General features: G+C 43.8%; 21 protein-coding genes. 8 read left to right on the top strand and 13 right to left on the bottom strand.

The features are described from left to right. Positions 1-73: 73 nt before the first annotated feature. From CJ305_RS04240 to CJ305_RS04220, 5 genes are all read left to right on the top strand, one after another. Positions 74-1,726: a hypothetical protein gene (locus CJ305_RS04240; RefSeq protein WP_099645009.1), complete on the top strand. Its 1,653-nt coding sequence runs from the start codon at positions 74-76 to the stop codon at positions 1,724-1,726. Between the two features lie 255 nt (positions 1,727-1,981). Then, the gene (locus tag CJ305_RS04235) at positions 1,982-2,491 is read left to right on the top strand and encodes a hypothetical protein (RefSeq protein WP_143469346.1); all 510 of its coding nucleotides are present in this window, start codon (positions 1,982-1,984) and stop codon (positions 2,489-2,491) included. A 21-nt stretch (positions 2,492-2,512) separates the two neighbouring features. Beyond that, a complete protein-coding gene (locus tag CJ305_RS04230) occupies positions 2,513-3,934 on the top strand; it encodes a sensor histidine kinase (protein WP_099645007.1) in 1,422 nt (473 codons plus the stop codon). After that, positions 3,934-4,659, top strand: coding sequence for a LytR/AlgR family response regulator transcription factor (locus CJ305_RS04225; RefSeq protein WP_099645006.1), 726 nt, complete (start codon positions 3,934-3,936; stop codon positions 4,657-4,659). Before CJ305_RS04230 ends, CJ305_RS04225 begins: the two co-directional genes overlap by 1 nt. 151 nt (positions 4,660-4,810) lie before the next feature. Next, on the top strand, positions 4,811-6,538 hold the full coding sequence (locus tag CJ305_RS04220) for an ETX/MTX2 family pore-forming toxin (RefSeq protein ID WP_099645005.1): 1,728 nt from the start codon (positions 4,811-4,813) through the stop codon (positions 6,536-6,538). Between the two features lie 100 nt (positions 6,539-6,638). Here the strand turns inward: CJ305_RS04220 and CJ305_RS04215 are convergent, their stop codons facing one another. From CJ305_RS04215 to CJ305_RS04155, 13 genes are all read right to left on the bottom strand, one after another. Beyond that, positions 6,639-7,400 (bottom strand): class I SAM-dependent methyltransferase, encoded by a 762-nt coding sequence (locus CJ305_RS04215; protein WP_223248796.1) that lies wholly within the window; start codon positions 7,398-7,400, stop codon positions 6,639-6,641. Between the two features lie 19 nt (positions 7,401-7,419). After that, on the bottom strand, positions 7,420-8,433 hold the full coding sequence (locus CJ305_RS04210) for a zinc-binding alcohol dehydrogenase family protein (protein WP_099645004.1): 1,014 nt from the start codon (positions 8,431-8,433) through the stop codon (positions 7,420-7,422). A 291-nt stretch (positions 8,434-8,724) separates the two neighbouring features. Then, a complete protein-coding gene (locus CJ305_RS04205; RefSeq protein ID WP_099645003.1) occupies positions 8,725-9,471 on the bottom strand; it encodes an MORN repeat-containing protein in 747 nt (248 codons plus the stop codon). 49 nt (positions 9,472-9,520) lie between these two features. After that, positions 9,521-10,273, bottom strand: a complete 753-nt coding sequence (locus tag CJ305_RS04200; protein ID WP_099645002.1) for an MORN repeat-containing protein — start codon at positions 10,271-10,273, stop codon at positions 9,521-9,523. A 9-nt stretch (positions 10,274-10,282) separates the two neighbouring features. Next, positions 10,283-13,165 carry a CHAT domain-containing protein gene (locus CJ305_RS04195; protein WP_099645001.1) on the bottom strand — a complete coding sequence of 961 codons (2,883 nt, stop codon included), beginning with the start codon at positions 13,163-13,165 and terminating at the stop codon, positions 10,283-10,285. A gap of 222 nt (positions 13,166-13,387) precedes the next feature. Beyond that, positions 13,388-14,308: an EamA family transporter gene (locus CJ305_RS04190; RefSeq protein WP_317043987.1), complete on the bottom strand. Its 921-nt coding sequence runs from the start codon at positions 14,306-14,308 to the stop codon at positions 13,388-13,390. A 78-nt stretch (positions 14,309-14,386) separates the two neighbouring features. Then, positions 14,387-14,914 (bottom strand): hypothetical protein, encoded by a 528-nt coding sequence (locus tag CJ305_RS04185; protein WP_099645000.1) that lies wholly within the window; start codon positions 14,912-14,914, stop codon positions 14,387-14,389. Positions 14,915-15,032: 118 nt separating this feature from the next. Beyond that, positions 15,033-15,704 carry a ferredoxin reductase domain-containing protein gene (locus CJ305_RS04180; protein WP_099644999.1) on the bottom strand — a complete coding sequence of 224 codons (672 nt, stop codon included), beginning with the start codon at positions 15,702-15,704 and terminating at the stop codon, positions 15,033-15,035. 97 nt (positions 15,705-15,801) lie between these two features. Further along, positions 15,802-16,281, bottom strand: a complete 480-nt coding sequence (locus CJ305_RS04175; RefSeq protein ID WP_317043986.1) for a peptide-methionine (S)-S-oxide reductase — start codon at positions 16,279-16,281, stop codon at positions 15,802-15,804. A 78-nt stretch (positions 16,282-16,359) separates the two neighbouring features. Further along, a complete protein-coding gene (locus CJ305_RS04170; RefSeq protein ID WP_099644998.1) occupies positions 16,360-18,273 on the bottom strand; it encodes a hypothetical protein in 1,914 nt (637 codons plus the stop codon). A 62-nt stretch (positions 18,274-18,335) separates the two neighbouring features. After that, positions 18,336-18,599, bottom strand: a complete 264-nt coding sequence (locus CJ305_RS04165; protein WP_099644997.1) for a peptide methionine sulfoxide reductase — start codon at positions 18,597-18,599, stop codon at positions 18,336-18,338. Continuing rightward, on the bottom strand, positions 18,599-20,161 hold the full coding sequence (locus CJ305_RS04160) for a protein adenylyltransferase SelO (protein WP_099644996.1): 1,563 nt from the start codon (positions 20,159-20,161) through the stop codon (positions 18,599-18,601). The genes CJ305_RS04165 and CJ305_RS04160 overlap by 1 nt, the downstream gene beginning before the upstream one ends. A gap of 128 nt (positions 20,162-20,289) precedes the next feature. Then, on the bottom strand, positions 20,290-20,823 hold the full coding sequence (locus CJ305_RS04155; RefSeq protein WP_099644995.1) for an Hcp family type VI secretion system effector: 534 nt from the start codon (positions 20,821-20,823) through the stop codon (positions 20,290-20,292). 353 nt (positions 20,824-21,176) lie between these two features. Here CJ305_RS04155 and CJ305_RS04150 point away from each other — a divergent pair, with 353 nt between their 5' ends. The 3 genes from CJ305_RS04150 (at position 21,177) to CJ305_RS04140 (ending at position 25,689) form a co-directional block, all read left to right on the top strand. Next, positions 21,177-21,455 (top strand): hypothetical protein, encoded by a 279-nt coding sequence (locus CJ305_RS04150; protein WP_189319382.1) that lies wholly within the window; start codon positions 21,177-21,179, stop codon positions 21,453-21,455. Positions 21,456-21,576: 121 nt separating this feature from the next. Next, entirely contained in the window at positions 21,577-24,708 is a 3,132-nt protein-coding gene (locus CJ305_RS04145; RefSeq protein ID WP_099644994.1) for a WD40/YVTN/BNR-like repeat-containing protein, read from the top strand. A 78-nt stretch (positions 24,709-24,786) separates the two neighbouring features. Further along, positions 24,787-25,689 carry a DUF6268 family outer membrane beta-barrel protein gene (locus CJ305_RS04140; RefSeq protein ID WP_099644993.1) on the top strand — a complete coding sequence of 301 codons (903 nt, stop codon included), beginning with the start codon at positions 24,787-24,789 and terminating at the stop codon, positions 25,687-25,689. The last annotated feature ends 12 nt before the right edge of the window (positions 25,690-25,701 follow it).

The following is a 25,701-nucleotide window of genomic DNA, read 5'->3' as shown; positions in this document are numbered from 1 at the left end:
ACAGTAGTTAGACCTGTTTAGGGTATCTAAATACGAATATGCATAGCGTGTCTAACCCGTATAAAAACGAATTATGAATGCAAGACTAACTTTTCGATCCCTCATTTCTCTAACATTTCTTTTCGTCCTCACAAATTGCAGCAGTACCGATGATGAACCTATAGATTCTGGTAAAGAAGGAAAAGTAGAGATTCTTCCCTCCCCCATTGAAACCGCAGATTTTGAGACCGATCCCGGTGAAATTGGTATCAGCCTCAGTACGCGGGATATTGCAAAATTGGGGTATTCTCCTTCTAAAATGCGGGTCGAATTCCCGGAAACCGGCGACCTGGCAACTAAGGAGTTAAATGTCGACCCTTATTTTAATATCTGTCAGATACGACTTGATAATGAAAATTTAAGTGAAAGCCTGAAGTCGAAACTGGAAGAAGGTATACCCGTAAAAGTTACGGTACTCGATGCGACAAATACAGTTATACAAACCGAATCCTTTCCGAAGTATTCGTTTAAATCAAATGCTGCCTCACGTGAAGTTACTACGGCTACCCTACCCGATAAATTTACAGACATTCGTTTGGCTTCAGATCATTTATACTATGTTCAGGCCGTAGGCGAGAACAATCAGATTTTGGGAGCTCCTAATGCGAATGCCTATAATTCTTCTAATATTGATGTTCCACTCAACTTTCTCGATCTGAATTCTCTGGATTATACTAAACAGGCCACTAAAAAAGCTACTACCTTTTATTTTGATGAAGTTGATGACGGGGTATACAACATCAGCGTACGGGATGGGGACAAGATTTTTTATGCTTATGTATCTTATAATGCTACGGCTCGTCTTCATGTGCAAACCTTTAGAAACCATGCCATAAACGGAGGTAATACCAGTCCTGCCAACTTTAAAAATTACCGCTTTAAAATTCAAAAGGCCGGTAATGGCTTATACAAACTTATTTCGGAATTTAACAATGAAGCCTTAAGCCTGAGCAATAACATCTGGTATGCAGACAGCAGTAAGGATGCCGCCTACTTCAGATTTATGGACTTTGAGATTGAATGGAATGTGGAAAGCGTAGGGTTTAGCTATTTACAACCGGTGCTTCCTCCCAGCAGTACTCAAACCTCCTATAACAGTACGCTGCGGAATTGCAGTACAGGATCACTGGTTCAAACGGTGGGTTCATCCCGTACTATTGAAACCACGGAGGTTGCCGGTTGGGAAGAGAGTTTTTCAGTAGCAAGCAACACTTCGCTGAGCACAACTCTTACGCTGGGTATGGAAGTGGAAACACGTTTCTTTGGAAATGCCGCAACCGCTAAAGCCGAAGTTTCCGGTACCTACGCCACCAGCAATTCGGTAACTTCAACCTCAAGCACCAACGGGGCTTTTTCAACTTCAGAATCACGTAGCCTGTTTCAGGATCGCGAAATCACTGTACCTCCAAAAACGGCCATAGCGGTAGCCGATGTGTATCAGGAATATAACAATATCATGATCCCTTATGTGCAGCGTTTTCGAATATCGGGCCGCTACGATAAAGGCAATGGAGCTGCTTTAAGCGGGGAAGAAATGCTTACGCAATTTGCCTTTAATAAATTCACCGGTCTGGTTACTAATGTTCAGCCTGAATATATTGAAATAACCGTACGGGGAACCACCAGTATTAACACTCTTGTAAACACCACTACCGAAACTAAAGATCTCCCCGGAGCCTGTGATTAGGTAGATATTAGACGTTAGACTTAAGATCTGAGAGGGGTGTTTGCGGTTTTCTGTTTACTGTTTTTGCACAATCCCTATTAACGATTAACAGTTAACAAGAAAACCGGAAGCTGTGTGCGTGTGTGAAATTTCAGGAAAAACACCCTTTTTGATGTTTTACACCTGATTTGGTCCCTCCTTTGGCGAATTTCCCTGCTTTTTACTTGGAAATTACTGTAAATTAGAGGGTTCCTTAAACCAATCAACCCGCCGCTTGTGGATTTTAGACAATTACGGTATCAAAAAAAGCATCTTCTTAAACGTATAAACCGGTCTGTGTTCAGGTGTGGTATCATCCCATGTCTGCCGGTGCTTTTTTGTCTTTCGGTTTCGGCTCAAAACACCACATCAAATAAATCACTTGTAGACAGTATTGTTAGGCTTCCTGTTGATTCGACCCTGGTCTGGTTGCAAAAAAATGAGACTACAGATCTTGAGAACTTTCAGCAAATCGGTCTAAATACGCTTCAACGCGCCAAAACCAACGCCAATCCCTTACAAATCGCCCGTGCGCATCAGACCCTGGCAAACTGGTATGGGTATCACGGTTTATTCGCGCAGGATTCGACCTTGTATCACAGTGAACAAACGCTGGCGTATTATGAAAAGACCGGAGATCAGTCCGCGATCGCTAAGGCCAGTCGCACGCTGGCCATTGATTACCTGAGAACCAATTCCTTAAAAAAATCTCAGGATGTTTTGTTTAAAGCTTTGGCTATCTACTAGGACCTGGAAGATGAGCAGGGAATGGCCGGCATCTACCGGGTTTTGGCGGTTTTACAGGGCGAAATGAACAAACCTCAGGAAGCCATTAAATACGCCTTACAGGCTATTGATTTGTATGAAAAAGGGAGCGATTATGCAGCTTTAGCTATCGCCCACTTTGACCTTATCAAAGGCTATACGAAAACCGGGGAGTACGACCTTGCATACAAAGCGGCAGATCGCTGTATAAATTTAGTCGAAACCAAAGCGCCGGATGAAGTTTTTGTGGCTATTCGCGGGTATTCATACCGTGGGGATGTTTCGCTGGCTACACGGGATTATAAGCAGGCGCTAGCCGATTATACCACAGCCTGGAAACGCTGCGTGGCCCAAATTGGTGAAGAACGCTCCCTCACCTACCGCACCGAAATAGGTAATACCTTAAGGTTGATGGGGAATTACGAAGCCGGACTGGAGCATCTTCTCGCCGGAATCGAAGCCTACGAAGAGACCGAAAATGAACGCATTTGGCCACTTTACGATCAGATTGCAGATTGTTATGAGCATCTGGGTGATGCCGAAAATGCCTTGCTTTACTTTAAAAAGTCTGATACAATCAAACAAACTATTCATCAAAATCAAATTGCCACCCTCGAGTCTGAAGCACTTGTTAAATATGAAACCGGGAAAAAAGATGAGGCGCTTGCTGCTCAGGCTGAACTTCTTGATCAAAAAAACAAGGTACAGCGCCTGATTATAGGTATCGCAGCCCTACTCCTGCTCTTGCTGGGACTGCTTTTTTACTTTCTTAGAAGAAGTAAAAAGGCCACACGAAAAATCCGTGCTAAAAATGCCGAAAATGAATTGCTGCTTAAAGAAATACACCATCGGGTCAAAAACAACCTGGAGATGGTGAAAAGTCTCATCGCCCTGCAGTCTGCACAATTGGAAGATTCGGCTACCCGTGACGCGATGATCGCGAGTCAAAACCGGGTTCAATCTATGGGTATCATTCACCAAAAGCTATATCAGGGGACCAATCTGGGCAGTATTGAGATGAAAGACTATTTTATAAATCTGAGTGAAGGTATTTTAGACAGTTTTGATGCAAAAGACCAGATTCAGATTGTTTGTGTTATGGAAGACCTGGAATTGGATGTAGATACCGCAGTCCCCATTGGGCTTATCGTTAATGAATTACTTACAAATGCCTTGAAATATGCTTTCCCTGAAAAGCATAAAGGACGTATTGAAATCAGTCTATACAAGCCCAAAGCAGATCTACTGAGCTTATTGGTTAAAGATAACGGCATCAGAAAATCAGTCACTGCACCGGTACAGGGAACCGGTTTTGGCACGCAACTCATACAATTACTTACCAGACAGCTTAACGGCGCTATGCACGAGGAAGTCAACGACGGTACCTGTGTTTCATTTCAGTTTAAACTAGATCAGGTCGCCTAATGGAAAACCCTGTAAAAATTACTGTTGTTGAGGACGAAATGATCATCGGTGCGAATATTGCTCTGCAACTTACCGGTCTGGGGTATGCAGTGACAGGAATTTTGCCTCGTGGCGAAGAGGTTTTAGAGCACATAAAAAACAATCAGCCTGATATCATTCTTTTAGACATCAATCTAAGTGGAAAATTAGACGGTATAGAAACCGCACAACTGATTCATAAAGACTATTTCATTCCTATAATTTACCTGACTGCCAATGCCGATGATGCGCATTTTGACAGGGCTAAGTCCACCCGCCCGTATGCGTTTCTTTCCAAACCTTTCAAAAAGTTAGATTTGCAGCGCGCGGTGGAATTGACGATCAATCAGATCCAGAATACGCAGACGGAAAAAGTAACCAATCCGTTTGTATTGAATGACAGCATTTTTGTGAAGCATCACGAAAATATGGTAAAGGTTAGTATTCAGGATATTTTATACATTGAGGCAGACCGCAATTATTGCCGTATTCATTCTAAAGACAAAGAATACCTGCTCGTGATTACTCTTAAAGAAATTGATGAAAAATTGCCGGATAGGCATTTCATTAGGGTTCACCGCTCGTATATCGTGAATATTGCTCAGATAACAGAAGTGGGAAGCACGCACGTTGTGATAGCCCGCAAGACCATACCGGTAAGCAAAGCATTTAAACCTGAACTTCTGAAGCGTTTGCAAACCATTTAGGCCTCTTCTTCACTTTTCAAAAAAGCTTCGATAACAAAAGACCTGCGTTGGGACAGTAATACCGGTCATTCGTCCGTGTTCAGTATATTTTAAAATTGATAATCAGTTACTTAGGGTTTATCTAACAAACTCAATTTAAATACTTTTTATCATGAAAAATGTACTCAACTTTTTCAGATTCTGTTTAAGTGAATCTGAATTACCGCAAAACAAGTTTCGAATTTCGATACTTTTCGTTCTACTAACTGCAACGCTCGCAGCACAAAAAACCTATACGGTTAATGATTTCTTCTACAGAGCGGTTCCATCGGCAAGCGAAAGCAATGAGGTGGAAATCTTTGATGGTTTTCTTAACGGCGAATCGGCAAAATATCCCGTGGGAGAATACCATACGCTGGGAACACTCAATAACCGGGTTACCTCGTTTATCGTGCCCGAAGGTCTGCAGGTTTCCTTTTATTTTGACCGTGGGTTTAGGGGTAATAAAACCACATTTTTACCGGGTTCTTATGTGAGCAACTGGCATTCTGGCGACAACGCCGAATCGATGAAAATAGAAAAACTGGGGAATCTGGACGGCGCCTATTTTCTGCAGTCCAATACCAAACCTACTGATGCGGGATGGGGAGGTAAAATTACTCAGGGTGTAGGTCCGGGTCAATACAATTATCTTGAAAATGAACTCATTTGTAACGACTGTTTTACCTATTTATGGGTAGTGGGTAATGTGCAGGTAATCGTTTATGATTATGCGAATTTCGATACAAACGGCGCGAACAGTGCAAATAACCCATTTTCAGATACATCTCCCAATAAAACGGGAACAATGTATAATCTTGCTGATTATGGATTTGCAAACACGATATCATCGGTTGATGTCGCTTTGCTTAACTATAGGCTGCACCATGTTGATCGCGTTCCGGTAGGTATTGCAGAAAATTTGCCTGACGAACAGCTCAACCTGAATTTTACAGAATGTAACCAGAACGAAGACGGAACTGTAAAAACAGTTACTAAAAGTTTTAGTGCTGAGGTAGCCAAAACCGTAAGTACCTCTCTGGCAACCGGTGCCAGTCTGGATTTTGGGATAGCGCATACCACCAGTGCTACGGTTGGCGTTCCCGGTCTTGCCGAAGCCAGTGTTTCCATAGAAGTTTCTGCCAATGTAGGCACCAGCATCAACTGGGAAGATTCTAAAACAACCACCATCACAAGATCTCTTGGTGGGGAATCTCAAAATCAAACCATTTTGCCCGGGAGAGCCATTGTAATCGATTTTAAAACAACTCCAAAAAAACAGAAGTATAAAGAAACCTATTACTTTAGACCCGTGAAATCAAAACCCAATAGCCAGGGTGAATATGAGTTTATTCAAAATGCGGCAGCCCGGGAGAAAAAAGTCGAGGTTGATGTGGTTGAAATTACACGAAATGACTTTGAATCTGTAGTTAAGTATAGGGATTGCAGACCTGATGAATTAAATGGTGTGATCATTAAACCGGCGGCGTCAACGACCTCAAGCACTTCTGCAGAAACTGCCTCAACGATGAGCGCCGAAACTACGAATACAGCGATGGAAGCCGCGGCTTCTACGGAATCTCCAACAAATCAAGTTGTAGATGGCAATACCGTAAAACTGGTCTTCTTTGAAGACGGATCTTTTGCTCAGGAAGATAACCAAACCTGGTATGAAAAAGACAATGCGGGCAATACCAAATTTGTTTTCGAGGAAATAGGCAGAGATGACTGGTCTGTCTATTTATTAGATGAAGACCGAGGCATTTATATCATGCTCAATCTTTGGAAGAAAGACATCTCTTATAAAACCGAAGATGCAGCAGCATACAACACACTCTATGCGATAACAGACTCAAAATAGGAGTAATTAAGTTGAGTTGTGAGTACCCTTTGAAGGCAACTTCAAGGGGTATTCTATTTATAGTATGTTGTTTACCGCTTTTATAAAACTTCATTAACCATTAACTTCCTTTCTGAAAAACCATACAATGCTGCCAGGGCAGATTAGCTATGTTCTCAACCAAGGTAAAACCGGCAGCGCGAAGCTCTTTAACGGCCTGGGCTTCGGTCATTTTATGAATGGTTTTAATGGGAATATCAGGATCTTCGCCGCGGTATTCAATCAGGTAAAGCTTAGCATCAGCTTTCATCGCGTTTTTAATCGATGCCAGCATTTCTAACGGAAATTCAAACTCGTGGTACACATCTACCATCAGTACTTTGTCTGCTTTGTTTTCGGGAAGGTTGACGCTTTGCGTGCTTCCTTTGACCAGGTTAACATTAGTAACACCGTTTTTCAGCTTTACGCGTTTCATTTCGGCCAACATTTCATCCTGAATATCCACGCCATATACCATTCCTTCCGGTGCCTGGGTAGCCATTTTAAACACGTGATAGCCGGAGCCTGCACCAATATCAGCGATAACATCATCAGCCTGAATGTCCATATTTTTGAGCAGTCGCGAAACGTTTTCTTCCTGTTCGCGTTCAGGCCGGTTAAGCCATTCCATCCCCTGAAAACCCATAACGTGCGCGATCTCACGACCCATAAACCATTTCCCGATTCCGTTTACACTTCCGGGCTTGTAGGTGTAGGCAGTAGTATCACTTCCCTCCTGCTTGCTTTCGGTATTCTGGCCTTTGCAGCTTTGGAAAGCAAATAGCGCAAGCATAAGAACAAGTGCTTGTAAGGATTTTTTAAAGTATGGACCTGTACTTTGCATCAGTTTCGGTTTTACAGTTTTAATACACAATCACATTCTTCCCAATACTGGTTCCGCTTTCCTGAAGTTCGTGGGCCTTTTTGAGATTTTCAACACTAAAGCCTTCAAATATGGTGGTGACGGTGGGTTGCAGGGTTCCGTCTTCAAACAAATCTGCAGCCCTGTTCAAAATATCATGCTGCCGCTGCATATCGGGTGTTTGATGCATAGATCGCGTATACATCAACTCCCAGGAGAACGTGACACTTTTGTTTTTGAGCAGGTTGAGATTGAGTGGATCGCTGCTACCCGTGATTGAAAGTATATGCCCCTGTGGTTTGATCAGGTCAGCCAATTGTTGCCAGTATTGCTTTAAGTCAACAAAATCAAGAATGTAGTCAATCTGTGTATGGCCAATTCCTTCCAGTTCTTCTTTTAAATTGTGATGATTTACTACGAAATCGGCTCCCATTTTTAGGCACCAGTCCCGGGTCTCGTTACGCGAAGCGGTGGCAATCACGGTAAGACCGGTGAGTTTTTTGGCCAACTGAATCGCAATAGAACCTACTCCGCCGGCTCCATTAAGAAATAAAATGCTTTTACCCTTGTCTGCCGCTTCGTTATACTTAATACGGTCAAAGATACTCTCCCAGGCCGTTAAGGTCGTCAGCGGCATTGCTGCGACTTCAGCCAGACTCAAATTTTTGGGTTTACGGCCTACAATGCGTTCATCGATGAGTTGATACTCGGCATTACAACCGCTGCGGGTAAGATCACCGGCATAGTACACGGCATCCCCGGCCTTAAACAGGCTTACCTCCTCGCCTACTTCCTCTACAATACCCACGGCATCCCAACCGATGATTTTAGGGGTGTCCAGTTCCTGATCTTTAGCGGCATTTTGACGTATTTTATAATCTACGGGATTAACCGAAATCGCCTGAATCTGTACCAAAAGATCGTGACCTTCAGGCTTTGGTTTTTCGGTTTCAAAGGCGATAAAACTGTTGGGTTCGCTTATGGGTAATGATTTTTTAAATCCTATTGCTTTCATAATGTCTGTTTGCTTTTTGCTAAAGTTACGGGCTTCGCAGCAAGCTTGCAGAAGGAAAGAGGTTAAAATGTTATTAATGTGTGCAGGCTATTCATTATTTGTGATTTGTTATTTCTTATTGGTGTGCGGTTTGGCGTTTTCGGTTTTCTGTTTACCGTTATGACAAAATCAGGAATCAGAAACAAGGAATAATAAATAAGAAACCAGAAACAAAAAATCCGTTGCCGAAAACAAAAAACCCACACTCTATTGGAATGCAGGTTTTGATCAAAAATGGTTTTATCCCCTATTCTAAAACCGTTCGATCATTTGATTGTCTTTAAATAGCGCCGCTGCAAAGAGGTTTTGCTTCAAATTAAGCAATACATATTCCCCATTGGCTTTGGCACCTATAGACATATAAGCCGCTTCATTGGTGCCATTATCGGTACCGGTGATGGAATATTTAAAGTATGGGGTCTGAAACGATTCTTCAACCGGCGGCATAAAGAAATCTGAGGTATTGGTGTCTATATGTACCATTTCCCCGGCTTTAAACGATCCGTCTTCAAACTTACCCGATATCAGCGTCCGGTTTTGATAATAAATTCCATAGCCATTAGTACAATCACCGCTGATGCAGGTTGCTTCGGTAATTTCGGCAGGAATGTACATTTTTCGGGATGTTTCGGTACCATTTTCATAAGTGATTAACTCCCGTTGTATCCCACCTTGCTTTCGAATTTCACGCACGTGATCACCGGTTTTGACTCCATTTACAAAAATGCCCCAGGTTCTGCCCTGACCTTCATCGTAGACCGTAAAACCGTTTGCTTTTCCGTCTTTGAACTGAGACCAGTAATAGTCATTCTTGGCATTCTGGGTATATCCAACGCCGTTGTAAGCTCCGTTTTTATAAAAGCCGTGGTATACGTCACCGGTTTCCTTGTTGTAATAAAAGCCATACCCGTTTTGGCAATCGCCTTTAGAACAAGGATTGGTCTGTGCAAAGCTAAGTGCTCCAAATAGCAATAAGCTGCTGAATAGAAGTGTTTTCATAATTGAGGTTTTTTACAGAATCAAAACTAGCGGACAGGGCTTTTGAAGTCTATAGGGCAATTGCCCTATTTTTGAGGATTACTTCCTGAAGCTTGCCATTAGCATAGATTCCTGCCTGTTTAAGCTGCCCGTTCTCATATTCGGCTCCCGCGCCGTCTTTAGCACTCGAGTTATTAAACATCCCGGTGTACCAGTTATTGGCATTTAAAATCACAGCCATACGATGCCCGGTGTCATCAGGTCGGTAGCTCAAAAAGCCCACATTCCCATTATCTTCCTGCAATACCATAATCTCGCTAAACTGATTTTCGCTCATCTTCGAAATGATGGCGTAGCCCTTATCCGGAAAAATACGTTGGGACCAGCCGTTTTTACAATCTCCTATTTTGCAGCCCGAACCGTCTGCATTAAGCGGCATCGAGGGGAAAACCAGTATTCCTTTAAAGCTTCCGTGCGGGTTATAATGCGCGAGTTGAAAATCTCTGTTTTCAAAAACATGCAATTCGTAATCTGTAATTTTTCCGTTTACCCAGTGGGCTGCCTGATACTCCTTTCCGTTGCGTGATATGCCAAAACCATGTTTGATTCCGTCTTTAAAAGCACCCCAATACACGCCATGTGCACTTTGAAGTATTCCGCTTCCGTTAAACTTTCCATCTTTAAAAAAACCGCTGTAGGCTTCGCTTTCGGTCTTGTATTCTCCAAAACCATTTTCACAATTTCCCTGAAGGCATTGCGCTTTCGCTAAAGCGTAACCGAACAAAAACAGAAAAATCAGCTGCGTCCTCAAAACCCCTGTCATAATCAAAATCTATTTGCCGGTATAAATAAAAGGTGCCCAATACTGCGGATGCGATAAATCAAGCTGCTTGCTGTAATCACCACGGATGAAAGCCCGTTTCACTTCGGTACTGGCAGTTAGATAGTCTTTATTCTCGTTAAAAATCTTATTATACAATTGGGTCGTATAAATCATCGTGCCGTAGTCGTTTACCGACCATAAAGTCGTGAGGGTCGAATTGGCACCCGCCATTAACATCGCCTGATTAAGCCCCTGTACGCCTTCTCCGGGCACCAGTTTACCCAGGCCGGTCTGGCAGGCGCTGAGGAACATAAAATCGGTTTGAATATCCAGATTTGCCATTTCACTTACGGTAAGCATCCCATCTTCGCCATCACGCGGATTTGCATAGACCGAAAAAGCGATTGCGCTCAAATCAAAAATATAGGGATGCACCATAGCGTGGCTTGACAAATGAATGGCTTTATACTTGTGAAGCGCTCCTGCTGCATTAAGTTTTTTAAACTGGTTTTCGGTCATTTGGGTATCCAGAAACAAATCGGTTTTGGGGACGAGTTCGTTTATCGCCAAAACTTCGGCTTTGGCTCCCTGTAAATACTTCATGGCTTCTTTAGAAAAGGTGGCAAACGCATAATCGAGCGGTTCTTGAAGCTGTAGTGATTTTTCTACATCAAGTTCCAGGCGTTTGATGTCTGCTCCTGATTTCACTTCGCGACCCGCACGGGCATACTTTTCATATTTGGCATCACCAAAAGCGAGCACATTCTTCTCATAGGCCGGAGCGGTACGCTTGCGCAGGTCAACCAGCAGACTGCCGCTGGGCACATAGCCTATCTCATAATCTTCGACCAGATACCGATTTAAGGGGTTTTTAAAACTTTCAAAAGGCAAAAAATTAAGTATGCCGTCTGCGCTTATATATAAGCGCTTCTTACCTTCAAACCAGGGTTCGAGTCGGCTAACAAGATCGGTATAAAAAGCGCCGGCTATGTAATCTCTATAAGCTGAATCGGTAAACTGTTGCTGTACCTCGCCGCCTTCAGTGGGATTGAGAAAACTTCGATACAATTCGGCCAGCAGAACAAAATCCCCTTTTTTATATTGATTATAGCCGGCTTCTTCCAGATTTCGGTAAAGGGTATAGTGTGGCGGTCTCAGCTCTCGCTGTGCCATTTTCTTTTCGATCGCACCGATGTCTGCATTGCGGTCTACATACACCCGCATCAAGGCACCTGCAGCGTTTACATAACGGTAATTGAAAGTGTTGTTTGTAATCACAGCGGCCATATAAACCCCTTCATTGGTATTGCCGCGCATAACATCAGTGTAATACAGGAGGGCTTCGTCCGGTTTGAGGCTTTTTTGAAGTACAGGCAGGCTTACGGGTGTTGCGCCAGATTTTGAAGTGAGTAAGCCGTTGGCTTTGAGTTCTTCCATCACCGGAAAAATCTTATCGGTTTGTTTACTTTCAAAAAGGCAGGCGATCAGGTTCCCTCCTATTTTGGTATACAGATCCAGCAAATTGCTGCGTTCACTGCCGGTTGCGGCTTTTACTTTGGGTTTATAAAGCTGAAAGGCTTTTTCATAAAATGGAACCGCTTCGACATATTTTTTCTGCATTCCCAATCGTTGCCCGTAGTCGTAGAGCTCAATCACGTCATTTGAATTAAGATCTGTTTCAACGAGGGTGCTTTTATCCTGAAACACGTTCAAAGCCTGAAGATTTTCCGGTAAGGTCTTACCAAACTGCGGATGCGATTCATTGCTGGTGTTTTTCATATACGCGACTCCGGCCTCGGCCAATTGTATACCTCTGGCTTTATCCCCTCCATAGGTGTAAGCCCGTGAGAGGTTGTAGTACCCGTTCATTTTGACTTCGGGCTGGGTTACTTTCCCGAAAAGGTTTTCTACCTGTTTAGCAAAGGCATAAGCCTCTTTAAATTGCTCGCGCTGAATTAGGGAAAACAAATAATTGTTTGCAGCGAGCATTATTGCCGAATTGGAATAAGAGTATTTCGGCAACTCGTCAAGCATTATGGTTGCAAGGTTAAGGTTATCTTCATAATTGCGGTTTACTTCGTTGATTTTTGAAAGGATATCGTAAATCTTAAGCTTCATCATCGGTGTGGTACGCGCATTTGAAAATTGCTCTTTCAGTTCGGGAATTAGGATTGCTGCCTGATTCCAGTTGTTCCAAAACGTCCGTGTGGCAAGGGTTTCAAGGCTTTGATTGTAATAACTCACCGGAAATGCCCCCGCCTGCATCTGTTTTTTGACGGGTGCAAGCAGGTTGAGATAATGGGCCGGGCCCTTTTGAACCATTTCATCAAGAGTAGCGCTGTAGACGGGATTGAAATGTTCCCAGAAATACTTCATATTTTGCGTGGCCTCGCTTCGATGCGCATTAAGCAGTTGCTGAGCTGTATTGGCCTGATCAGCGGTAAAGGATGATTTGTAATAATTCAGTGAGCCCGTGAGGTAATTCATCGCGGCGTTAAAATCTTCGGGTGGACGCGGGTAAAAACTGTACTCCCACAACAACTGCTTTGCTCGCACTAAATCTTTGGTATAAAAGGCATACGAAATAGCCGCCTGAGCCAAACGGTCGTAAATGGGCTCCAGATCGTAAGCCTTTTGTACCATTGCAGCACCTTCCTGGGGAGCATTAGGCAAAGCCGCGCGGGCTATACCCAAATCGAAATACAGATCGGTATGAGTATAATACGCGTCCAGGAGTTCGTAGCCCAGTTTAAAAGCTTCCCGGTTATTGCCTGCCTTTTTAAGAGCGGTAAATTTCTGGAAATTTTGATTCCTGTTGATGTCAACGGGAACGGCCTGCTGTTGTGCCCAGAGCGAAGCGCTAAAGAACAGCCAAAGTACTAGAATTCTCATAGATCATGTGGTTTTTACGATCTAAAAGTAGGCCCAGACAGCACCCGTAATCAATAGGGCAATTGACGTATTTGTGGGTTTGCGGTGTCTTGTTTTCGGTTTGCAGTTTACGGTTTTCTGTTTCGGTAAAAAACCAATTAACGATTAACCATCAACTAACCTATCATTATAATCAGAAATCAGAAACAAGGAATCAGAAACAAGGAATCAGAAATCAAAAAATCACTTCCCTAGTCGCTCATTTTCAGCTTTGTTTTTGCTTCTTCCGGTATTTATGAAGTATACGCCGGTGATGAGAATGGCAGCAGCTATACCCGATTGAAGCGTTATTTTTTCGCCTAAAAAATACCAGCCCAGAAACAGCGCGATAACCGGATTTACGTAGGCTGAAGTGGTCACTTTTTCGGTAGCCACATTTTTTAGCAGATAATTAAAGGCCGAAAATGCGGCGATACTCCCAAAGAACACCAGACAAAGCATTGCAATTTGCGTACGGGATTGCCAGTTTAGCGGACTGCTCCACTCCTCGCCGATCACCAGACTGGCTAAGATTAAAATAAGACCGGCAGCGGTCATCTGATACGCGGTGCTTACAAAATGATTTTTCGGGGTATCTACCTGAGCAACCATCAGGCTGCCGCAGCTCCAGCTAAAAATGGCCGTTACCGCAAGACCCACGCCCAACCAGAAATTGGGCTCTACCGCAAGTTCCCGCTGACTAACCAGTAAAATCATTCCGCATAAACCCAAAACAACGCCAAAAACAGTCATTTTTTTCAGCTTTCGCTTTTGAACTAGCATCATAATCAAAATGGTAAATAAGGGGTACATCGATGCGATGAGCGAGCCAAAACCACTGTCAATGTATTTCAACGCCCATACGAATACTCCGTTCCCCACAGATAAAAACAGAATGCCGGCTAAAATAGAATTTCCCAATTGTTTCCAGCTGATACGTAGGGAATGCCCCAGGGCAGCTGCTAAACCAAAAATGAGCAGACCCGCCGTGCAAAACCGCATTCCGCCTATCATAAACGGAGGAAGCTCGGTAACCGCCATTTTGTTCCAGAGATAGGTAGATCCCCAAAAGACGTAAATGGCTATAAATGACAAGATGATAAGCGTTTTCTTTTGGGACAGCACAGGCAAAAAATTAAGGTGCAAAACTCAGCTATTTTCGTGAATTCTGCACCCTGGTCGTTTATTTAAAATGTGGGGAATCTAGATGCCCAATATTTTGGCATCTACCCTAAAAACGCTCAAAATATCAATATCAATATCGCGGTCTAAAGCCTCGTCAGTCACGCTTTCTACACGCAGCGTAAAACTGTCTTTTTTGATGTACTCGCGCAACTCAGCGTTTGAGGTTTCCAGATTAATTCGACCCGAAGCATCGCCGGCAACAGGATCAAGTGCGGCCAGTGGAATTTCATCGAGTCCATCTGCTTTGATAAATACCTGAATGGACTCTAAAAAGCTAAAATCTTCGTCAGAAGGGCTGGTGATCGTAAGAGTCATTTGGGTAAGCTTTATCGACTCAATCAGGTCTTTTCGGGTATTGTTAGACTCAAATTCCGTTTCACTATTGGTGTGCATAGGTGGCGTTCGAACCACAAATGGCAAATCAATCAAGGTACCTGATTCTATGGTTACCCGGCTGGTATAGTCGAGATCAAATTTGGTGAGTTCATCTACTTTATCACAGGCTGCAAAAGCCAAAAAGCTCAATACTACAAGTATTTGTTTCATAGGGGATATTTTAAAATTGTCAACATTTACGTAAAACTACTGGAAATGGTTCTAAGCAAAAAAATCTGCCCTCTTTTTAAAAAATCGGGCAGATTCTCGCTGTGAACTATAAAAATACTTATTCCATGGCCTCCATCACGATGCGTTCTTCCGTAACTCCAAGAGCTTTTAAATCTTCAAGAACCGAATCCATCATAGGTGGCGGTCCGCACACATAAAATTTCTTTAGCGTGGTGGTGTTGATGTGTTTCTTGATAAACTCCTTATCGATGTAACCGCTGGCGTAACGCGTATCCTCCTCGTCTGAAAGAATATTGATAAAATCGTCGCCGAGCATTTTCTCGAGTTCTGCGGCATAAATGATATCTTCTTTCTTCTTATTACCAAAAATCAGCTTGTTTCCACCCAGTTTTTGCTCTTTATCGAGCTTTTTAAAAATGGCCAGAAAAGGGGTAATGCCCGCGCCACCGGCAAGAAACACACCCGGTCCCTGATAGCTGATAGCTCCCCAGGAATCACCTATGATCAATTCATCTCCCGCAGTAAGCTTGCCCAGTTGTTCGGTTACGCCATCGTGCTCGGGATAGGTTTTAATCGTAAACTCCAGATTTTCGTTCTCGGGAAGATTGGTAAAGGTAAACGGCCGCTTTTCATCTTTCCAATTGGGTTTGTTAATGGCTACTTCGGTAGCCTGACCCGGTTCAAAACTGAAATTTTGTGGCTTTTCGGTCGCAATATGCAGGACGTCGTGGTTTATAAAATGAATTTCCTTGATTTTTACAGTACTCATAGTTTTCTTTTTTCCTAAATATACGCAGGCAAAACCGGCTTGAGTACCAAGGTTTTCTTAATATAGGCGTTAAAAATTTATCAAAACGAAGTTTCCTTCAACGGATATAAGACCTGTCAAAGAAATTGCTAAACTCTTGAAGTAAGACTTTAAGTTTTGGCGTTATACAATTAACACAAAAGGGTTTATCAGGATCAGATTGGTAATAGTTGTGCAGGCTTTCGCGTGAGGCTTTAAATGCCGAAAAGTCTAAAACCCGGGTTACCAGCGGTTCTTCAAAATGCTGCTGCAGTGCTTCCAGAATACCTTGTGCTTTCGTTTTTTGTATAGCCGAAAATGTATAAATCGCAGAGCGGTACCGGTCTCTGAAACTATGCGCCGAAGTGCTTTTGTGCGTACGCAAGTGCACTTCCAGCAAAACGGGAAGCGGGAGCCTTTCGGCATCAAAATGCACGATCACACCTTCTGAAAACCAGGCTTCATCATCTGCGGCCGCTACATAGCCCTGCTCTACCCGGCTTACTCCAAGCAAAGACTGAAATACTGCTTCAGTACACCCCCGAAGCTTCGGGGGCATCCGCCTCCCAGGGCTATTTTTTGCATGTTACTCATAGGTATTGCTAAGTCTTAGTTCTAGCTTAACCTTACAAATAAGCTATCTTGTTTTGGTGTAGGTGATGATTAAAGGTACTGCATTGGTATCAGCTTCCTTTTTAGGCCAATCCAACTTCGGACGCGCTTTTATCACCTGTCCCTCGGTTGCTAACAGAGGTCCTGAAGCCTTTGAATCAGTGGGTTTTGCATCTTTGGGAGCGATTATGGCGGTAAGTTTCAAAGCAGGATTACAATTTTCGACTACAGTCATTCGGGGTGTTCTGTTATACTTGAGTTGTTTTTCGGCTTTAATTCCGATAGGTAGGTATTTAGATCCACTTTTATAGACGATTTCAGCATCGGGGTTGTGCAGACGTAGCTGTACTTTTTTATTGTCTTCTACGGTCACGGGACCGCTGTAATTGAAGCTGCGCACCACAGCTCCGGTCTCCAGACTGATATAGCGTACTTCATAATACGGGTACCAAAACTTGAGAAATACATCCCGGTATTGTGCATTTTGCCAAAACCAAAAGCCTGCCTCCTGAGTCATTTGCTGACCAAAGGGAATAATCTCCTGATGATATACGGGTGCTCTGCAATCGGGCGAATCGGAAGTGTCACGCCTCAATTCAAAATCCCCATTGATTGACAGAATACGGCCATCCTGCGTATTCTCGCTAACAGTGACCCAGCCGGCATCCGGGTTAAGTGGCAGGGGCGTTTGTTCTCCCTGCCATTCGAGGAAATCGATTTCAGGATTGTAAGGTTCGTAGTCTGCAAAAACTTCCAAATCCTTGCGATTACAATAGTCCGGATCGGCTCTACAATCTGCAATAAGCCTTGCCAGGAGGTTCTTAGACTGTGGATAGATACGGATGACTTCTTCACTTTGGTTTACATCTTCTTCCGAAAACAATTCGGTGTGCTGCTGTACAAAATCTGCCGTATTTCTATCTTCTGTCAGGCTGGTTACCAGATAAGAAGCAAGGTCCAAAAATTGTTTTTGAACAACCCGAATTTTGCTGAAATCAAGCTTGGGAAAACCGGCAATATTCTCATAGGGACTCAACTCAACATATAAAATCACAGCGCGCTGATCTGAACCTACCTGCTCTTTAAAGTCTGCCGCATATTTAAGAAAATCACTCAATTCAATTCCGTCAGGAGTGCGGCCGCCACCTTCGGTAATGATACTGGTTTTGATATTCTTTGTGTTTTTTATTTTCTCATCCACAGTTTTTGCATCTATACTTGCCGTAAAACTGGTTGTCAAATAGGTGTTTGCACTTTTAAAGAAGAGTTCATTTTGTGTTTTTTCGTTACTGTCCTGACTGCTCAGGCTAAAAACAGAGTACAATTCGCCACCGGTGTAAATTCGGCTTACAAACATATCGCCGCAGGTACGCATAAAGGTTTCCGGGTCTGCTTTGGCGAGATCTATTAATTCCTGCTTTACACGCGGATTGATGAGTACCAAAGGTTCATTAACGTAGCGCGCTTTGATGACCGCATGCTGCGAAAAATCAGAGAACTCAGTTTCCTGAACGGTTTTCAATTTCATGGAGTTTTTGGAAGAAACACCGTAAATCATCAGATCAAGTTCTGCTTCTGCTGTGATATTCAGAGACTTTTTTAAGTCCTCCTTACTTTCCAGAATTTCCATCGTGACCTCCCCCCGATTGCCGCGTGCACCCGCCATCAGTTCAATGTCCTGCTCGCTTCCGGCAAATTCCATCACTCCATAAAATGTTTTTCCTGTTGTACTGTTGTACCCATTACCAAAATTCAATTTATCATAAACGGTAAGTACCTGTGGATGGGGATAGTCTGGATCTGGAGTTTGCCGTACCTCGATGCTGTCTGCAGCTGTTTGCGGAGTGAACGTAGTGTTTTCGGGAGCCGGGTTGTCAGATTTGTGAGTGGGGTTGCACGCTATAAAGACAGCCAACAGCAAGAGAATTGCTGGTTTCATGAGATTTATTTTTGGTTAGTTGAATTAAAGATAACCAAAATAAAAACCTGTAAACCTGATAGTTAGGTGTTTTGAATATTAATTTTCACTTCCTTTAAAAACGCAATCACTTTAGCCTCCGGCATTTCACAGGGTTTAAGCAGTTCACCGGTTCGTGTTTCGTAGTAATTCAAACTGATAAAATCAGTACCACCCAACTCTTCCGCATAGACTTTAAGACTCTTTCCGGCATTGAAGTCGGTACGCGTAATACCGTATTTTCGGTCGTTATAGCTGCCTTCCGAATAACCTTCGGGAATACGGGATATCAGGATTTTAAACTTCATTACGAACTACACGAAAGCATGGAACATCCCACCTTATCCCGTGCCCATTCGGGTCTTTTGGCAAACCATTTCTCGTTTTCAGGCTGCTCGTCGTAGGGCTTTTTAAGCAGCTCATACAATTCATCAATCAGCCTGTAATCGCCCTCATCTGCGGCATCAATCGCAAGCTGAGCCATGTAGTTGCGCAGCACGTATTTGGGATTCACCCGGTTCATGGCCGCACTTCGGGCTTCATCGGTAAGGTTTTGATTTTGAATTCTTTTCGCGTAGGCGGAAAACCAGGCGTTCCATTGCGTTTTGACAGCTTCCGTAAGCTCTTCGGCATTATAAAAAGCATCAGCAATCAGGTCAAATCCATTTACGGAAGCATCCTTTTTAAAATCACCCAGTTTGCGGAAGAAGATCGTCATATCGGTTTCGGTAAGCTGCAGACATTCTTCTAAATCGGCAATCAATTTGAGGTCAGCTTCCCCGGCGTTTTGCAATCCTAGTTTATCGGCCATCATTTCGAGCGATTTTACGGCATAACCGCTTTTATAACGGTCAAGGATTTCCTCAAAACCTTCAGATTCATCTACCAGCGGATAAAGGGCATTGGCGAGTTGGTATAAATTCCACAACCCAATATTGGGCTGATTCCCATAACGATAGCGTTTATGCTGCCGGTCTGTCGTATTGGGTGTCCATCCCCAGTCAAAACCTTCAAGCCATCCGTATGGTCCGTAATCTATCGTCAGCCCCAGAATGCTCATATTATCGGTATTCATCACCCCGTGAACAAAACCCACACGCTGCCAGTGTATCATCAAATCGAGCGTGCGCCGGGTTACTTCATAAAAAAACTGAAGGTACACGTCTTTGGAGGGCTTACCTAAATGCGGAAAATGCGCTTCGATTGTGTAGTCAACCAACTGTTGAAGACCTTTTATATCATTTCGAGCGGTAAAGATTTGATAATTACCAAAGCGCAAAAAGGATTCTGCCACGCGGCAAACAACCGCACCTTTTTCGTAAGCTGGATTGCCGTCGTACATCACATCGCGGAGTACCGGGTCACCGGTAAGTGCCAGCGATAAAGCCCGTGTGGTAGGAACGCTCAAATGATACATCGCTTCACTCATCAAATATTCGCGTATAGAAGAGCGTAAAACCGCCAGACCGTCTGCACTGCGCGAATAGGGCGTCTCCCCTGCTCCTTTGAGCTGTAGCACCCAGTGACCGGTCTTACCTTCCGTTTCAAAAAGGTTGATGGCACGCCCGTCTCCCAACTGGCCGGCCCAGTTGCCAAACTGATGTCCGCCATAAAGCATCGCATAGGGTTTGGTTTCGGGCAAAAGGCTATTACCGGTCATCAGATTTAAAAATGCATCAGACTGAACATCAGATTGGGAAAGGCCCAATTCTTCCCGCATTTCTTCAGAAACATGCAATAATTGTGGCTTGCTGGTTTTTTTTGGGGTCACAAAAGAGTAAAAGCCTTCAGTAACCTGACGTCGTGAATTTTCGGTATTGGGATCAGCCGGAAGTTTTTGAGAAAAGTGATTGTTGAGTTTAAAATCCATCAGGAAGGTTTTATACAAAGCTACGGGTTTAAAACTTTTGTCGGTATGGGTTAGCATTCCTGTCTCTGGATAAAAAAATCGCTGTCAGTTAGCTGACAGCGATTGGGCTAATTCAAATAAAATAAATTTTAGATTCCTGATTTATTGCTGTACTCAAACTCATTAGTATCGCCGGCAGAACCGTCGCGTTCAATACGGGTATAGACACTGTTGATGGTTTCAAATTCAAGCAACCACTGTTCTTTAGGCCTGTTGTCTTCGGTAGTACCTTCAATTTCATAAGCTGAAATAACTACATTTTCTAAGGTATAAACCAAATAGGTCTGACCGCCCTGTCCTCCCGTTTCACTAACGAGACTTAGTTTCACCTCCGGAAAACGTTGATTCCTTGTAAGACCATCAAGCATGGGGTTTGTTGCAATATCTGTTTTTTTGTGAATACTAATTCCAGAGAATTGAACTCGTGCAGTACGACGTCCTGTTGCGACTTTCATCTTTGGATTCTTAACCGAAAATGCAAAAGCATCTACTACAATTTGACCTTCAAAATTGACGCGTTGAGACTCCCCCGGTATATCCGGAATTTCCAGATACATCTGTGTTTGAGCCTGTAAAGCTATGGTTGCAAGAAAGAAAACTGCTAATTTGAAAATTGCTTTCATAGATATTATAGAATTAATTGGGTTAGATGAATGTAAGACGCGGTCTGCTTAGCCTTTAGTTCAAAAACTTAAAATTAGTTCACTACCCAATTCAATCATAAGACACTTTACCCTAATTGAAGGGGAAAATTCCTGAAATTAAGTCAGGTGAAAACTGTATTGACAGGCAGAAAGATCAGTTTGATGGCAGATAAGGGAATCAGCTGACACCGTGAAATGCCGGTCATCTTAAAAAATTAAGAGATAGCCCGAAATGGATCGGGTTTATATTAAAGTTATCGTAAAGTTGACTGACAACTAGGCGGTTGGAATAAGCTTTGACTACATTAGTGTGAACATTAAAACAATTGATTATGACAACTAGAAAACAGAATACAGGAATAGCAGCAGCAGTTTTAGGTTTAGCCGGTGGACTTTTTGCATGGTGGAAATATAAAAACGCAAGCGAAGAAGAAAAAGCTAAAATCAAAGGAAAAATCAATGATTTGGGCGAAAAGTTAAAGGAAACTTACACGGATGCCGAAATCAAGGTAAAAGAAGCTTACGACGAAGTAGAGCATAAAATTACCGGTAACGACACCAAAAAATTCAAGAAAGACGTAGAGCGCGAGGTTGAGAAAATCGCAAATTAATACGTTTTTTATTTAGACGTTTCGAAAAGCGGCTCATCTGAGCCGCTTTTTTTATACATTCAACCCTTAGGTACTTCAATAAATTCTATTTTTAAGTATTAATCCCTAACCGGTTGATCTTATGAAAATCAAATACTACTTCTCCCTTCTTCTGCTTATTGGCTTTAGCGCGGCAGCGCAGGACCTTAACGATTATTTTAAACCCGTAAAATACCGAAGCATAGGTCCATTCAGAGGTGGGCGGAGCAATTCGGTTAGTGGTGTGGTGGGCGATCCCCTCACCTATTATATGGGAACCACAGGTGGCGGTTTGTGGAAAACCACCGATGCCGGCCAGCACTGGTACAACATCTCAGACGGCTTCTTTAAGACCGGTTCGGTTGGTGCCGTGGCGGTATCAGAGTCTGATCCTAATGTGATTTACGTGGGAATGGGCGAACACGCCATTCGCGGCGTGATGACATCCTACGGGGATGGGGTTTATAAATCAACCGATGCCGGAAAAACCTGGAAACACATAGGTCTTACCAAAACCCAGCAAATCGCGCGAATTGTAATAGATCCTAAAAATCCGGATGTGGTTTACGTGGCTGCTCAGGGCGCTATGCAGGGTCCAACGGCCGAACGCGGCGTTTACAAAAGCACAAACGGTGGCGAAAGCTGGGAACAAATTCTGTTTGTCAATGAACAAACGGGAGCTAACGAACTTTCCATGGATATTCACAATCCCAATGTGCTTTACGCTTCTATGTGGGAGCATCAGCGCACACCCTGGAAAATGATCAGCGGCGGAGCGGGTAGCGGACTTTACAAATCTACCGATGCCGGAAAAACCTGGGATACCATTCACAACGGCCTTCCTGAGGAAAAAGGGAAAATGGCGATTGCAGTTAGCCGGGCCAATCCCGATAAGGTATATGCACTCATAGAAAGCGACAGCCAGCAGGATAAAGGCGGACTTTTCGTTTCAAATAATGCCGGTAAAAGCTGGAATATGGTGAGCGGCGATAACCGTCTTACCCAGCGTGCCTGGTATTATACCGAGGTTTTTGCAGATCCTTCCGCAGAAAACACCGTGTATGTTTTGAGTGCTCCTGCTTTACGTTCAACCGATGGCGGAAAAACCTGGGAAAGACTCTCCGGTACTCACGGCGACTATCACGATTTGTGGATCAACCCGGCAAATTCTAAAAATATGGTGATTGGTAACGACGGTGGCGCTGCGATCTCGTATAACTATGGCGAAAGCTGGTCAACTCAGGACAATATGCCCACGGCACAGTTTTACCGCATCAATACCGATAATTTGTATCCTTATAATATTTATGCCGGGCAGCAGGATAATTCTTCGGTAAAAATTGCCAGTATGGCTCCCGGAAGCGGAAGCATTGGCCGCGAAAACTGGTCGGCTTCAGCGGGTGGTGAAAGCGCTTTTCTGGCTTTCGACCCTGATGATCCGCGATATGTGTATGGCGGAAGCTATCTGGGAACCATTGAAGTTTTGGATACCGAAACCAAAATGAGTACAAACATCATGGCGGCTCCTATTCAGTATTTGGGGAAAGCCGCGCGCGATATGAAATACCTGTACAACTGGAATGCCCCCATCATCTGGTCACAGCACGAACCCGGAACCGTTTACCACGCCGCCCAACTGGTTTTAAAAACCAGCGACATGGGAAAAACCTGGACTGAATTTTCACCCGATCTCACCCGAAATATCGACGCCAAACAAGGTAAAGGCGGTGGCCCTTACACGGTTGAAGCGGTTGGTGCCGAGAATTACGGGACCATCAGCTACCTGATCGAATCGCCTCACGAAGCAGGTGTTTTCTATACCGGAAGTGATGACGGTCTGGTGCACCTCACACGGGATAATGGAAAAAGCTGGCAAAATATTACGCCCAAAGGCCTTGACGAAACCCTGATCAACGCAATTGAGGTGTCGCCACACGATCCTGCTACCGCCTATATCGCCACCACCCGCTATAAGTTTAATGATTATACTCCTGCACTTTACAAAACCACAGATTACGGTAAAAGCTGGTCAAACATCAGCAGCGGGATTCCCTATGGGGCATACACCAGAGTGGTGCGCGAAGATGCAGACCGCAAAGGCCTGCTTTATGCCGGGACTGAACAGGGTGTTTACGTATCTTTTGACGCCGGGAAAACCTGGAAATCCCTGCAGTTAAACCTTCCGGTGACGCCTGTTACCGATTTGAAAGTGCATCGCGGAGATTTGATTGTTGCCACTTCAGGCCGTTCGTTCTGGATACTCGATGACCTCAAACTTTTAGCCAACTATGAAAACAAAACGGCTGACTTTAAGCTTTACGAACCCGAAGCATCGGTTTATGGAAGCTGGTACAGCGCTTTAAACGGGAGTAATCCGGACTTTGACGGAACCGCCGATGACGCCGGAGTAAATCCTGCAAACGGTGTGGTATTGTATTACAACCTGCCCAGGGTGAATGATACTACGGAACTGCAACTGAGCATACGCGATGCCCAGAGCAAACTCATCACGCGTTTTTCTTCGGAAGCGGACGAAAATTTTAAATCTTATGCCGGCGGACCTTCTCCTGCCCCAACTCTTAGCAAGCAAAAAGGATTGAATCGCTTTGTTTGGGATGGAAGACATTCAACTCTTCCGGGTGTTGAAGAGGTGTATATCGAAGCCGGCTATTCGGGGCACAAAGTAGCGCCGGGTACCTATAGCATCACTTTAGATTACGGTGATCAAAGCGAAACTGTTGCGGCGGTGATTCAACCGAATCCAAATCTGGATATTCCTGCCGCACAATTTGCCGAATACGACCGTGTTATGACCGAGATGGAAGCTAAAGTCACCGAAATGCACGAACTGGTGAATACGCTAAAAAGCGCTCAGGATCAGCTTTCCGCTTTGCTTAAAACCAGAAAAAACTTGCCTCAGGAAGTTCAGGAAACCGGTAAAAAGCTGGTCGCCGATTTGCAGGAGTGGGATGAAAAAATGGTGCAGCGCAAGTCAAAAGCTTATGATGATGTGGAGAATTTTGAAAACAAGTTTACTGCAAATTATATGTTTTTACTCAATCAAACCGAAAGCAGCATTCCCCGTGTAAACGCCTCAAATTTGGAAGAATTGAAACTTCTAAATGCCGAATGGCAGGAGCTGAAAGCAGATGGAAACACGCTGCTCAAGACACGTATCCCGGAATACAATGCCAGTCTTTGGCAGGCCGGCATTGGCGCTATTCAGGTGAAGTAGAGCATAGATTGAGATTGATCATTATCTGAAAACGGACTTTTTACAGAGTCCGTTTTTATTTTTAGTTATATTCGTCAGATGAGAAAATACCTTCCGTTTGCTTTGCTACTTGCCGTTTCGTTTACGAGCTACGCGCAAAACTATGTGGATATCGCCAATCTGTCTTACAGCATTACGCCGCAAAATGATTTTGAAAACAGCAACCAGTCTACGGCCGTTAGCGAACTGGAGTTTCAGTTTACCTTTCCCAAGGTTTTAGACGAAAAAAATACCTTTATCAGCACGCTGTTGGTGGAATCGAATACGCTTCGGATAGATCCCTCCATTCCGGAAGAATACACATTTGCCTCTCTGGGACTTGCTTTAGGCTTTAATCATCGGTATTCAGACCGGCTCGCGATTACCTATTTGGTCATCCCAAAACTGGCAACGCAACTCGATGCGATGACCGGTAGCGGTTTTCAGTTAGGCGGGCTTGCGCTGGCAACTTTAAAGAAAAATGAAAACTTCAGCTGGAAATTTGGTTTGTATGCCAACACCGAAGAATTTGGCCCCTTTCTCGTCCCTTACGCGGGTTTTTATTACCTGAGTCCCAGCAAGCGCTTTGAAGCCTACATCACGACCATAAACGGGGATATGAACTATATGCTGACCGATAAACTGAATATTGGTGGGGATGTTAACGGTCTTACCTCCAGTTACGCGCTGGGCGATCCTGTTTTCAATACCGAAAACGTTTATTTCGTCAAAAACACTACCGAGTTTTTTACCTACCTGCGCTATCCTGTGGCCAAAAATCTGTTTTTAAAAGCTAAAGCCGGGTACAGCATTACGCGGACTTATAAAGCTTTTGAAGAAGATGATCAGGTTGATTTGGGGTTAAGTCTGTTCTTTTTGGGTGATGATCGCAATCAGCTGAATACGCCGCTTGCCAAAGGCGCTTTATTTAAGCTGGAACTACTCTATCGTTTTCCGCTTTAGTTCTGTAAACTA

The organism is Leeuwenhoekiella nanhaiensis, assembly GCF_002744755.1.
Taxonomy (GTDB): Bacteria; Bacteroidota; Bacteroidia; order Flavobacteriales; family Flavobacteriaceae; genus Leeuwenhoekiella; species Leeuwenhoekiella nanhaiensis.
The sequence above is the reverse complement of the archived record's forward strand: the minus strand, read 5'-3'. Positions and strand labels throughout refer to the sequence as shown.